The organism is Leifsonia sp. ZF2019 (assembly GCF_019924635.1).
Taxonomy (GTDB): domain Bacteria; phylum Actinomycetota; class Actinomycetes; order Actinomycetales; family Microbacteriaceae; genus Leifsonia.
Genome location: NZ_CP065037.1, coordinates 3682194 through 3694772, shown reverse-complemented (window position 1 = coordinate 3694772; position 12579 = coordinate 3682194). Strand labels below are relative to the sequence as shown.

Below are 12579 nucleotides of genomic sequence, written 5' to 3'. Positions count from 1 at the left end.
GAATCCCTGCGCCAGGGTTGCAGGAGGCGCGAGTCGCGATATATCGTGAGTCTTGTCAACATCGCGATATATCGCGAGTCACCGAGGGTCCCGGCGAACCGGCCCGGACCCTCTTCAGCATCGCCGCGTGGCAGCGGCACAACGGAGAGGTCAGGACGATGGCACAGGAGAAGTGGCTGGTTCAGCCGGGCGAGAGCCGCACGATCGACGTGGAGCTGGTCCGCGCGCTGAAGGTCGGGTTCATCGGCGGGCAGATCGACGTGATCGGGCACGACGAGCCGGGAGCGCGCATCGAGGTGCACTCGGTGCAGGGACGGGATCTGAAGATCTCGATCGACGGCGACCGGCTGGAGGTGGACCACCCGCAGCTGCGCTGGGACAACTTCATCGAGGTCTTCAAGTCGATGCGGTCCAACGCCAAGGCCGACGTCAGCGTGCTGGTGCCGCGCGACGTCGCACTCAAGTTCGGCGTGGTCTCGGCGACGGCACTCGTCTCGGGCCTGCGGACGGACGCGCGCCTCAGCACTGTCTCGGGCGACGTGGTCGCGGACGGCCTGGTGGGGGACATCGAGCTCAACTCGGTGAGCGGTGAGCTCTCGGTGCGCGACCACACCGGCCGCATCAACGCGCACACGGTCTCGGGCGACGTGACCGTGAGCGGCGCCATCCGCAAGCTCGCGGTCGACGGCGTCTCCGGCGACGTCATGGCGGACATCTCGGGCACGCCGGACGAGATCGCGATCAACACGGTCTCGGGCGACTCGACCATCCGCATCCCGGAAGCCGTCGGAGCGCGCTACCGCGCCAACACGGTCTCCGGCCGCGTGCAGCTGGACGACGTGGTGGTCGTCGGATACGGCGGCAAGGGGTACACCGGCACCTCCGGCACGCTCGACGGCACCTGGGTCGACATCAACGTCAACTCGGTCTCCGGCGGCGTCTCGGTGCTCCGCAGCCCACGGGAGGCTCAGGAGGGTGCGGGCCGCAACGGCGAGGCGGCGTCCGCGTGACCCCCGTCTTCGCCCACGGCAGCCTCCGCTTGTATCTGCTCAGCCTCCTCGCGGAGTCCCCGCGGCACGGGTACGAGCTGATCCAGGCGCTCTCCGACCGATTCGGCGGCACGTACACCCCGAGCGCCGGCACGATCTACCCGCGCCTCGCCAAGCTCGAGGAGGAGGGGCTGGTCACCAAGCAGGCGGACGGCCGCAAGACCGTGTACGCCATCACCGACGCGGGCCGGCGCGAGCTCGCCTCCCGGGAGCACGAGCTCGACGCGATCGAGGACGAGGTCACCGACTCGGTGCGCCGGCTGGCCGACGAGGTGCGCGCGGGCGTCGATGACGCCATGCGCACCCTGCGGGCCGAGCTGGCCTCCGCCGCCCGGCAGAATCGGCGGGACGCCACGCGAGTGGACCCGCGACGGGAGGCACGCGACGCCGCCCGCGAGGCCACGCGCGATGCCCGGATGGCGGCCGGCGCGGCCGTCCGCGAGGCCGACGTCGCCTTGAACGACTTCCGCCAGGAGCTTCGCACCGAGCTGCGGCTGCAGGCCTCGCGCGGCACGCTGCCGGATGACGTGGTCGCGCTGCTGAAGGACGAGCTGGTGCGCGTGCGCCGCTCCGTCCTGGAGGCGCTCGCGCGCCGCTGACGGGGGACGCGATGTCGTCGCTGAGGTTCTACCTGCGTGGAAGCGTGCCCGTGACCGGATGCACAGCAACTCCCGGCGAACATTCTGAGAGGTCTCAGAGAGAGTGCCGGACCCCCGTTCCGCCGCGTCTTTCCGCCGATCCGGAGAGGACGGGGAGGCGAAGCCCGAGCCTTGCGGAATCGCAAGCCGACGCCGCCCCGACGCGCCGACTTGACAGGGTATTGGCAGCGAGTAATCTCGTCCCTCGTGACAAATGAGGGGAGATCCCCGAAGCGCTGGTTGATCGGCGACCCGCTTCCGAGTGAGAAACTCGAAGGACAGCTGCTCCCGAAGCACCTCGCCCTACCCATCTTCGCCTCCGACGCCCTGTCGAGCGTGGCCTACGCTCCGCAGGAACTGCTGATGATCCTGCTGCTGGGCGGGCTCTCGTTCCTGACCTTCGCCCCGTGGGTCGCCGCGGCCGTCGTCGTGCTCCTCGTCACCGTCGTCCTCAGCTACCGCCAGCTGGTCAAGGCCTACCCGTCGGGAGGCGGCGACTACGAGGTCGCGCACAAGAACCTCGGCGAGAAGGCCGGCCTCATCGTCGCCTCCGCGCTCCTGGTCGACTACGTGCTCACCGTGGCCGTCTCGGTCGCGTCGGGCGTCGACAACGTCATCTCGGCATTGCCGTTCCTCGCACCGTGGCGGGTGGAGCTGGCGGTGCTGTGCGTGGTGCTCATCGCCGCGGTGAACCTGCGCGGCGTCCGCGAGTCGAGCAAGGCGTTCGCGCTGCCCACCTACATCTTCATCGGCAGCGTCTTCCTCATGATCGTGACGGCGCTCGTCCGCACCGTGCTCGGCGACGCCCCCGTGGCCGAGTCCGCCGGCTTCCAGGTGCACGCCAGCAGCCTGACGCAGGCCGCGATGGTGCTCCTCCTGCTCCGCGCGTTCTCCAGCGGCTGCTCCGCCCTCACCGGTGTGGAGGCCGTCGCCAACGGGGTGCCCGCCTTCCGCACCCCGAAGATCCGCAACGCCCGTGTGACTCTCGGGCTCATGGGCGGCATCGCGATCGTCCTGTTCGCCGGGCTCACCGCGACCGCCCTGATCAGCGGCGTGCACTACGCCGAGAGCCCGTGCGACCTGCAAGGCTGGGCGCAGTGCGCCACCTCCCCGCAGCGCAGCCTCATCGCGCAGATCGCCGCCGCGACCTTCGGCAACAACACGTTCTTCTTCTTCCTCATCCAGGCCGCCACCGCGATCGTCCTGCTGCTCGCCGCCAACACGGCCTTCAACGGCTTCCCGTTGCTGGGTTCGGTGCTCGCCCGCGACTCCTACGCCCCCAAGGCGCTCAACACCCGAGGCGACCGCCTCGTCTACTCGAACGGCATGATCCTCCTCGCGCTCGCCGCGACGGCCCTGCTGCTCGTCTATCAGGCGAACCTGACCCAGCTCATCCAGCTGTACATCATCGGGGTGTTCGTCTCGTTCACCCTCGGGCAGTCCGGGATGGTGAAGCACTGGATCACGCTGCTCCGAGAGGGCGGCCAGACCGCCCGCGAGCGCAGCAGCATCGTCCGCTCGCTCTGCATCAACGCGTTCGGAGCCTGCCTGACGGCGATCGTGCTGATCGTCGTCACGATCACGAAGTTCACGCACGGCGCGTACCTCGTCTTCATCTTCATGCCGATCCTGTGGTTCCTCATGCTCGGCGTGAACCGCTACTACCGCGACGTGGAGAAGGAGATCGAGGTCGACCCGATCACGACCTTCGGCTCCGTGGGCGACCACGCCATCGTGCTGGTCGGCAAGATGCAGAAGCCGGCCCTCAAAGCGCTCGACTACGCCATCGCCGCCCGCCACGACTCGATCGAGGCGGTCCACGTCTCGATCGAGGAGGAGGCGACGGAGCTGCTGCAGAAGCAGTGGGTCGAGCAGAACATCCACGTGCCGCTCACGATCATCGAGTCGCCGTACCGCGAATTCGGCGTCCCGTTGGTGAAGTACCTCAAGCACCGTCGCGAGGAGCACGGCTCGGAGGTCACGACCGTCTACCTGCCCCAGTACATCGTTGGGCACTGGTGGGAAGGGCTGCTCCACAACCACCGCGCCCGCCGGCTCGCCAAGATGCTGATGCTCTGCCACGGTGTGACCGTCGCGCTCGTGCCCTGGCTGCTCGACTCGTCGTCGCTGATCTACGGCCGCCGGTCCCGCCCGCTCCCCGGGCAGGACCGCCGCGGCGAACCGGTGCGCGCCATCGCCCGCCGCCCTCTGGTGCCGGCCTCGAAGCCGCACGCGCGCGTCCACATCCACTCCACGCCGCTCGCGGTCGGGCAGCCGGAGAACGACGCCCCCGCGCCTCCCGCGCCGCACGACTCACCGGGACCGGCTCCCGCGGCGTCCCCCTCCGGCTCGGAGCCCGCCGCGAAGGTGCCCGCCCGCGCCAAGCGTTGACCCGTTCCCGCTCTGTACACTGTGTCGGTCTGAGCCCTCGGACTCGGACGCGGTGTCGAGGCGATCCTCGCGGATCCCGCGTAGGGTCGCTAGAGGGCCGCAGGCCATTCATCGGAGAAGAGGAGCGCCATGAACTACGCCGTGACCAATCCCGCCACCGGCGAGACCGTGAAGACCTACGAGCCGATCGGCGACGCCGAGCTCGAGGCCGCCATCACCGCCGCCAGCGACGCCTACCGCGGCTGGTCGAAGTCGTCCACGGTCGAGGAGCGCGCCGCCCTCATCCGCCGTGTGGGCGAGCTGCACGTCGAGCGCCGGCAGGAGCTGGCCGACATCATCGTGCGCGAGATGGGCAAGCCCGTGGAACAGGCGCTGGGCGAGGTCGACTTCTCCGGCGCGATCTACGAGTACTACGCGGATCACGCGAGCGAGTTCCTCAAGGACGAGCCGATCACGCTCCTCGACGGCGACGGGTCGGCCGTCGTGCGCCGCTCGGCCCTCGGCGTGCTGCTGGGCATCATGCCCTGGAACTTCCCGTACTACCAGGTCGCCCGCTTCGCCGGACCGAACCTGGTCATCGGCAACACCATCCTCCTGAAGCACGCGGAGCAGTGCCCGGAGTCGGCGGCGGCCATCGAGAAGATCTTCCTCGACGCGGGCTTCCCGGTCGGCGCGTACGTGAACATCTACGCCGATCACGACCAGATCGAGAAGGTCATCGCCGATCCGCGCGTCCAGGGCGTCTCGCTCACCGGCTCCGAGCGCGCCGGCGCGGCGGTCGCCGAGATCGCCGGGCGCAACCTCAAGAAGGTCGTGCTCGAGCTGGGCGGCTCCGATCCGTTCATCCTGCTCTCCACCGACGATCTCGACGCGACCGTGCAGAACGCGGTGGACGCCCGCCTCGACAACAGCGGCCAGTCCTGCAACGCGGCGAAGCGATTCGTCATCGCGGACGAGCTCTACGACGCCTTCCTCGAGAAGTTCACCGCGAAGCTGGCCGAGGTGGAGGCCACCGACCCCACCAGCACCGACTCCGCCCTCGGCCCGCTCTCGTCGCTCAAGGCCGCCGAGAACCTCGACGAGCAGGTCAAGCGCGCCGTCGAGAACGGCGCCACCCTGGTGCGCGGCGGCGGCCGCAACGGCGCATTCTTCGAGACGACCGTCCTGACCGACGTCACGCCCGAGAACCCCGCGTCGAAGGAGGAGTTCTTCGGCCCGGTCGCCCAGGTGTTCCGCGCGAAGGACGAGGCCGACGCCGTCCGCATCGCCAACGACACCCCGTTCGGTCTCGGCTCCTACCTCTTCACCACCGACGAGGAGCAGGCGAACCGCGTCGCGGACCAGATCGAGGCCGGCATGGTCTTCGTCAACCTCGTCCTCGCCGACGGCGCGGAACTGCCGTTCGGCGGCGTGAAGCGCTCCGGCTCGGGTCGTGAGCTCGGCCGTTTCGGTGCCGACGAGTTCGTGAACAAGAAGCTCATCCGCATCGGCTGACCCCGCCGCGCATACGAACGGCCGTCCCGGGATTCCGGGGCGGCCGTTCGTCTTTCCCCCGGGCAGCTCGGCGGCTCGGGATCGGCCGACGCCCGCAGGCCGCGGCTCGCCATCCTGTCGATCCTCGGCCTCCCGATTCGACACCATGTCGACCACTCTCCCGCCCGGGTCTCCGTACCGTGGCTAGCACACGAGAGCTTGAGGAGGAGCCGTGGCCCTGACGTTGGATCGGACGGAAGCGAACCCGCTGGAGGAGGCGATCGCCCAGTTGGACGGGGCCATCGCGACCCTCGGCTACGACCAGGGGATCCGCGACATGCTCGCCACCCCACGTCGCGAGATGACCGTGGCCGTGCCGTTGCGCGCCGACGACGGGTCCGTGACGGTGTTCACGGGCCACCGCGTGCAGCACAACTTCTCCCGCGGGCCCGCCAAGGGCGGCCTCCGCTACAGCCCGAACGTCACGCTCGAAGAGGTGCGCGCACTGGCGATGTGGATGACGTGGAAGTGCGCGCTCGTCGACATCCCGTACGGCGGCGCCAAGGGCGGCGTACGGATCGACCCGCGTCTGCACTCCGAGGCGGAGCTCGAGCGCGTCACCCGCCGCTACACCAGCGAGATCCTGCCCATCCTCGGGCCGGAGCGCGACATCCCGGCGCCCGACATCGGGACGTCGGAGAAGACCATGGCGTGGATCATGGACACCTACTCGGTCGTCTCGGGCTACACCGTGCCCGGCGTCGTCACGGGCAAGCCGCTCAGCCTCGGCGGATCCCTCGGCCGCGCCAGCGCCACCTCCCGGGGCGTGGTGCACATCGCGCTCGCCGCGCTGCGACACCGCGGCATCGCCCCGGCCGGCGCCACCGCCGTCGTGCAGGGCTTCGGCAAGGTCGGCCGCGACGCCGTCTTCTTCCTGCACGAGGCCGGCGTGCGGGTCGTCGCGGTCGCCGACCAGTACGGTGCGGTGCACAACCCCGCCGGGCTCGACCCCGAGCGCCTGGCCGCCCACGTGGATGCCACCGGCTCGGTCGTCGGCTACATCGGCGCCGACGCCGCCGACAGCGGCCGGGTGCTGGAACTGGACGTCGACCTCCTGGTCCCCGCCGCGGTCGAGGGTGTGCTCACGGAGGAGAACGCGCCGCGCGTCACCGCTCGTGTCATCGTCGAAGGCGCCAACGGCCCCACCACCGCCGCCGCCGACGCGGTCTTCGCCGCCAACGGCCAGCTCGTCGTCCCCGACATCGTCGCCAACTCGGGTGGCGTCATCGTCTCGTACTTCGAATGGGTGCAGGCGAACCAGGCGTACTGGTGGCGCGTCGACGAGGTGGAGGCCCGCCTCGAGGAGCGCATGCTCGCGACCTGGCGCGACGTGCTGGAATCCGCCCGTTCGCGCGATCTCACGCTGCGCGCGGCCGCCACGGCGCTCGCCGTGGAGCGGGTGGCGGAGGCCCACCGCCTACGCGGTCTCTACCCCTGAGCGTGTTGCGCGCCGCATCCCCTGACAGGTGCGGCGCGCGGCGCTTCGTCGTCAGACCTCGCGCGTGAAGAGATGCACCACGATCTCGTGGTCGTCGTCGTGGATGCGGATGTCCCGGTCGGGGTCCGCCACGAATCCGAGTCCCCGGTACAGCGCGTGCGCGCCGGTCATGTGCTCGCCGCTGTTGAGCGCGACCACGCGGTAACCGCGTCGCCGGGCCTCGTCGAGGGTGAAGGTCGTCAGTCGGGCGCCGATCCCGCGCCGCCGGGCGTCCGGGCTCACGGCGAGGAGCCGGAAGTACAGCTCCCCCTCCCGCAGTGCGCCGCCGAGGTCGAAGCCGGCGCGCAGGATGGACACGGTCCCGAGCAGCGTGCCGTCGGCCTCCGCGGCGACCCAGACTTCGTACTCGTCGGTGCGGCCCGCGGTGTCGACCAATTGGGCGCGGTAGCCGTCGCTGATCGTGTAGTCATTGCGGTAGGCGGCATAGCTGAGCGCACCGACGGCCTCGTACTCGTCCGGCTCCGCGAGCCGGATGACGAGGCCGTCACCCGCCGTCGTGGGGGAGGTCGGGGGTGTCTCGGTCGTGCTCATCGCTGCTGTGGTGCCTCTCTCATCGCCGTCGCGTCGCGTCCTCCTCCGCAACCGTCGCACGGCCCGCTTTCTTCCCGCGCGGGACGTGAGTCATTGCCGCTGGGACGGCCTGCACACCCGCAACGACTCGCGTCTCGCGGAGGCTCAGCGGTAGAGCGGGGCTCCGTCGGGACCGGCGGGGACGGGGGTGCCGTCCACGTGCAGCGGCCAGCCGAGCTGCTTCCCCGCCGGGACGGCGTGGAAGTCGGGCCGGCCGTCCGGGCCGGCGGCGAGCGGAGTGCCGTCGGTCAGGCGCGGCCAGGCGAGCGGCTGGGACGGCGTGGCCGCGGGGGCGGGTGCCGAGGAGGCGGGTGCCGCGGGGCGGGCGCCGCCGGGGGGCGGGTCCCGCGGGGGCGGGCGCCGCCGGGGAGGTCGGAGCGGGGCCAGCCGGGGAGGCGGGCGTTGCGGGGGCTGCCGCGGGAGCCGCCGGAGCCGCGGGAGCCGCGGGAGCCGCCGGAGCACCGGGGGCGGGGATCGGAGCGGCCGCGCTGGCGGCCTGTCCGTAGGGTGCCTGTCCGTAGGGTGCCTGTCCGTAGGGTGCCTGTCCGTACGGTGCCTGTCCGTACGGTGCCTGTCCGTAGGGGGCGCCCGCGGAGGGAGCCTGCCCGTATCCGGACCGAGCCGCGGCCTGCGCCTGCGCGGCGGCGACGCGCTGGTCGCGAGAGCCGAGGAGGCCCCACAACGGCACGAGGACGAAGCACACCGCGGCGACGATGCTGACGGCGCCGATGACGCGACCGTAGAACTCGTAATCCCACAGGTCGTTGAGCGAGTGCGGCGCCGGAAGAGTCACGAGCACGGCGACGACGGCGATGGCGACGAGCGCGATGACGGCGAAGATGTCCGTCGGGCGGCTGCGCCAGCGGTTCCAGATGAGGCGCAGCAGGTCGCCGAGGCCCAGCATGGCGCGCACCCACAGCAGCGTGCCGATCGCGAGGAAGAACGAGGCGAACTGGTCGCCGACGGTGAAGGGTCCGAGCCAGATGATCCCGATCCAGAGGAGGAGCAGGTAGGCGTCCGCTGCGAGCGACGCGAACTCGAACCAGGAGGGACGGAACCGGCCGATGAGCGAGTCCACCCACACGAGCAGGGCGAACACGACAAGGGTGATGTTGGTCGCGATCACGCGTCCCAGGGTCTCGCCGCTCACGCCGAAGAGCACGAACCCGATCGACAGGAGCGCCGCCAGGATCACCGCCCCGATGAGCACGCGCGGGGCCCACCCGCCGATCGCACTGTTCCGGATGCCAGGTGTCGTCACGTCGTACGCCTTTCCACGGTTGGCGGAGGCCCCTCGCCCCCGCCAGTCACGCTAACAGAACGCGGCCCACGCGCATCCGGGCCTGCACCGAATACCGTGCAGCGGCGCCTTGAGATTGACGTTACGTCAAGTTGTAGCGTGGCAGCGAACGAGAGGAGGGTCGCCATGGACTGGTCCATCCAGGACATCGCCCGTATCGCCGGCACCACCAGCAGGACGCTGCGCCACTACGACGCCATCGGTCTGCTGCGACCGAGCCGCGTCGGCTCGAACGGGTACCGGCACTACGACCGGGATGCGCTGGTGCGGCTCCAGCGCATCCTGCTGCTGCGGGAGCTCGGGTTGAGCCTCCCGGCCGTCGCCCGCGTGCTCGCCGACCGGGACGACGCCGTGCTCGCGCTGCGCGACCACCTCGGGTGGCTGCAGGGCGAGCAGGCACGACTGGCGCGGCAGATCGCGTCGGTCGAGACGACCATCCACGCCGTGGAGAGAGGAGAAGAGATCATGGCGGAAGACATGTTCGACGGGTTCGACCACACCCGGTACAAGGAGGAGGTCGAGCAACGCTGGGGGAGCGAGGCGTACGCCGCGTCGGATCGCTGGTGGCGGGGGATGACCCCGGAGCAGCGTCAGGGGTGGAAGGAGCGCCAGGAGCGGCTCGCGGCCGACTGGACGGACGCGGCCTCCCGCGGGCTCGCGCCCGACTCGGACGAGGCCCAGGCGCTCGCCCGGCGTCACGCGGAATGGCTGGCCGACATCCCCGGAACCCCGGGCTACGGCACCGGCACGCCGCCGGCGGGCTACTTGACGGGCCTCGGCGACATGTACGTCGCCGACGCGCGCTTCGCCGCGAACTACGGCGGCGCCTCCGGTGCCGAGTTCGTCCGCGACGCCCTGCGCGCCTACGTGGCTGCCGGCCCCGCGTAGGCGCGCACGCCGGGTGCCCGCGCCGTCGAGGCGGCCCACAGTGGGCCGTCTCGACGCGATTCGTGCGATTTCGAGCCGTCTCGGCGAGAGCGCCGGAGGCGCGCGCGGGTCAGGCGCGGCGCGCGCGGGCGCGGCCGGTGAGGCGGTCGTCGAGCCAGTGGGCGGCGACGAGGCGGGAGGGGCGGCGGTCGGAGTCGGCAGGGGGAGCGGACTCTCCGGCGTCCGCGGAGCGGGCGGCGGGCGTCGCGTCCGCCGGCGCCCGGTCGGGCTGCGTCCGGCGCACGAGCGGGCTGCGCGCGTGGTCGGCGAAGCGATGGCGTGCGGCGGCGTCCGATTCGAGCAGGATGCCGTCGCGCACGTCGACACGCGCGGCATCCTGCTCGTCGCGAAGGCCGGCCGACTGCTCGGCCGTGCCCTCGAGTTCGCTCTCCAGCGGTGCAGTCGTTGCAGCGTCCTGCGGCAGCCGGATGGCGAAGAAGGGGATCGTGATGGCGCAGAGCGGCCCGATCAGGAGGGCCTCGGCGAGGGTGCCGACGCCGACGTTGCCGCCGAGGATCCAGCCGATCACGAGGACGACGATCTCGATACCGGTGCGGACGGCCCAGATCGGCCATCCCGTCCGCGCGTGCAGGCCGGTCATGAGGCCATCTCGGGGGCCGGGGCCCAGTTGGGCTCCGATGTAGAGGCCGGTCGCGACGGCGAGCAGGGCCAGCCCGGCGAGGAAGAGCAGTACCTGCAGCCATACCTCGGTCTGCTGCGGAATGATCCACAGCCCGAACTGCGCGCTGGGCCCGACGAGCAGCGCGTTGAGCACCGTGCCGAGACCCGGGCGCTGTCGCAGCGGGATCCAGAGGAGGAGCACCGCGAGGCCGACCACGTTCGTGATGAGGCCGAACGCCCAGCCGCTGTGGATGGAGAGGCCCTGGGCGAGCACGTCCCACGGCGACACCCCGATGGCGGCGCGCACCATCAGTGCGATGGCCATCCCGTAGAGGAAGAGGCCGATCAGCAACTGGACGAGGCGCCGGGTCAGGAGGAGTCGAGTGGTCACCTTCACAATCCAATCGCCCGATTGGCCTTCCATCAAGATGCCAATTAAGTTAAGGTGGCATGCATGTCGGATACACATCTCACGGCCCGCTCCCTGGAGGCCCTGCTCGGGCAGTGGCGGGGGAACGGCTCGCAGTACCAGGACCTCGCCGACCGGGTGCGCCTCCTGGTGCTCGACGGCCGCATCCCGATCGGCACACGCCTGCCGGCCGAGCGTGATCTCGCCGCCCGCCTGGCCCTGAGCCGCACGACGGTCGCCGCGGCGTACCGCCACCTGCGCGAGGGCGGCTTCGTCGACAGCGTGCGCGGCTCCGGCAGCGTGACCCGCCTCCCCGGACCCGCGCTCGCCCTGCCGATCGGCGGCGGCGAAGGGATGCTCGACTTCACGAAGGCCGCACTGCCGGCGGCGGCGTCGCTCCCGGCTGCCGCGCGCGCGGCCGCCGAAGAGCTGCCCCACTTCCTCCCCGACTCCGGCTACGACCCGGTCGGTCTGCCGCACCTCCGGCAGGCGATCGCCGACCGCTACACCGAACGCGGGCTCCCGACCGATCCGGACCAGGTGCTGGTGACCGTCGGCGCGCAGCAGGCCATCGCCCTGATCGCCCGCACCTTTCTCGGCCGCGGCGACCGCGCGCTGGTCGAGATGCCGACCTATCCCCACGCCACGGAGGCGCTCCGGCTGGCGGGCGCGCGGCTCGTCCCGATCACGGTGACGCCGCCGGAGGAGGGGCCGCATCCTCTCGACGCGGAGAACGACGGGTGGGACGTGGACGCGATCGAGCAGACGATCCGCCGAGCGAACCCCGCCCTCGCCTACCTCATCCCCGACTTCCACAATCCGACGGGCGCGTCCATGTCGCCCACCACGCGCGAGCGGGTGCTGGCCGCGGCCGCGGCCCAGGGGACGATCGTCGTCGCGGATGAGACGACGGGCGAGCTCGACATCGACCGCCTCGGTGCGCACCTCCCGCTGCCGCACTATGCGGAGCCCCACGCGGGAGGGGCCCCCGTGCTGCTGATCGGCTCGGCCAGCAAGAGCCTGTGGGGTGGTCTGCGGATCGGCTGGATCCGCGCCGACCGACCGCTCGTGCAGCGGATGATCGCCGCCAAACCCGCCACCGACCTCGGAACGCCGATGCTCGAGCAGCTCGTCGTCGCCCGCATGCTGCCGCAGACGGCGGAGATCGTGGAGGAGCGTCGGGTGCAGCTGCGGGAGGGGCGCGCGACCGTGCAGCGCCTGATCGCCTCCACCTTCCCCGACTGGACGATGCCGCGCCTCCACGGAGGACTCGCGGCGTGGGTCGGCATCGGTGCGCCGGTCAGCTCGGCGCTCGCTCTCGCCGCCCGCAACCACGGCCTCCTGATCGCCGCCGGCCCGCGCTTCGGGCTCGACGGGGCCTTCGAGCGTTCGCTGCGCATCCCGATCACCTACTCGGTCGAGGAGACGGAGCGCGCCTTCGCGGCCCTGGAGCGCGCGTGGGCCGTGGCGGCGAACGAGCCCGCGCCATACTACGACGCCCCGGCGCTGCCCAACGTGGTCTGAGCCGCCGCCGTCCGCGCCGCTGCCCGCCCCCGCCCTTCCCGCCGAGGGGTCGCATCCTGCCGCTCCGGTGCAACCAATCCGGCGTTTCGCGACCCCCGTCGTTCGACCCGGCGCCGGGC

Annotated in this window: 10 protein-coding genes; 7 read left to right on the top strand and 3 right to left on the bottom strand. The window is 71.3% G+C overall.

The window, feature by feature from the left end; genetic code table 11:
* Positions 1 to 158 precede the first annotated feature (158 nt).
* The 5 genes from IT072_RS18090 to IT072_RS18070 all read left to right on the top strand — a co-directional run bounded on the left by IT072_RS18090 (position 159) and on the right by IT072_RS18070 (position 7049).
* Entirely contained in the window at positions 159 to 1010 is an 852-nt protein-coding gene (locus IT072_RS18090; protein WP_223358221.1) for a DUF4097 family beta strand repeat-containing protein, read from the top strand.
* Complete coding sequence (locus IT072_RS18085) at positions 1007 to 1648, top strand: PadR family transcriptional regulator (protein ID WP_223358220.1); 642 nt, start codon at positions 1007 to 1009, stop codon at positions 1646 to 1648. Before IT072_RS18090 ends, IT072_RS18085 begins: the two co-directional genes overlap by 4 nt.
* A 279-nt stretch (positions 1649 to 1927) precedes the next feature.
* A complete protein-coding gene (locus IT072_RS18080) occupies positions 1928 to 4078 on the top strand; it encodes an APC family permease (RefSeq protein ID WP_223361016.1) in 2151 nt (716 codons plus the stop codon).
* 129 nt (positions 4079 to 4207) lie between these two features.
* Positions 4208 to 5572 (top strand): NAD-dependent succinate-semialdehyde dehydrogenase, encoded by a 1365-nt coding sequence (locus tag IT072_RS18075; protein WP_223358219.1) that lies wholly within the window; start codon positions 4208 to 4210, stop codon positions 5570 to 5572.
* A gap of 211 nt (positions 5573 to 5783) precedes the next feature.
* On the top strand, positions 5784 to 7049 hold the full coding sequence (locus IT072_RS18070; protein WP_223358218.1) for a Glu/Leu/Phe/Val family dehydrogenase: 1266 nt from the start codon (positions 5784 to 5786) through the stop codon (positions 7047 to 7049).
* 51 nt (positions 7050 to 7100) lie between these two features.
* On the opposite strand, the gene IT072_RS18065 is transcribed toward IT072_RS18070, so the two are convergent.
* On the bottom strand, positions 7101 to 7640 hold the full coding sequence (locus IT072_RS18065; RefSeq protein WP_223358217.1) for a GNAT family N-acetyltransferase: 540 nt from the start codon (positions 7638 to 7640) through the stop codon (positions 7101 to 7103).
* Between the two features lie 19 nt (positions 7641 to 7659).
* On the bottom strand, positions 7660 to 8940 hold the full coding sequence (locus IT072_RS18060; RefSeq protein ID WP_223358216.1) for a hypothetical protein: 1281 nt from the start codon (positions 8938 to 8940) through the stop codon (positions 7660 to 7662).
* A gap of 165 nt (positions 8941 to 9105) precedes the next feature.
* Here IT072_RS18060 and IT072_RS18055 point away from each other — a divergent pair, with 165 nt between their 5' ends.
* Positions 9106 to 9867, top strand: coding sequence for a MerR family transcriptional regulator (locus IT072_RS18055; protein WP_223358215.1), 762 nt, complete (start codon positions 9106 to 9108; stop codon positions 9865 to 9867).
* A gap of 109 nt (positions 9868 to 9976) precedes the next feature.
* Here IT072_RS18055 and yczE read toward each other — a convergent pair whose 3' ends face one another.
* A complete protein-coding gene (gene yczE, locus IT072_RS21335; protein ID WP_327058920.1) occupies positions 9977 to 10918 on the bottom strand; it encodes a membrane protein YczE in 942 nt (313 codons plus the stop codon).
* 63 nt (positions 10919 to 10981) lie between these two features.
* Between yczE and yczR the strand changes: the two genes are divergently transcribed.
* Complete coding sequence (gene yczR, locus IT072_RS18045; RefSeq protein ID WP_223358214.1) at positions 10982 to 12460, top strand: MocR-like transcription factor YczR; 1479 nt, start codon at positions 10982 to 10984, stop codon at positions 12458 to 12460.
* Positions 12461 to 12579 lie beyond the last annotated feature (119 nt).

Coding starts and splice junctions, on each gene's coding strand:
- IT072_RS18090 (WP_223358221.1), top strand. CDS start 159: ATGGCACAGGAGAAGTGGCTGGTTCAGCCGGGCGAGAGCCGCACGATC.
- IT072_RS18075 (WP_223358219.1), top strand. CDS start 4,208: ATGAACTACGCCGTGACCAATCCCGCCACCGGCGAGACCGTGAAGACC.
- IT072_RS18065 (WP_223358217.1), bottom strand. CDS start 7,640: ATGAGCACGACCGAGACACCCCCGACCTCCCCCACGACGGCGGGTGAC.
- IT072_RS18055 (WP_223358215.1), top strand. CDS start 9,106: ATGGACTGGTCCATCCAGGACATCGCCCGTATCGCCGGCACCACCAGC.
- yczR (WP_223358214.1), top strand. CDS start 10,982: ATGTCGGATACACATCTCACGGCCCGCTCCCTGGAGGCCCTGCTCGGG.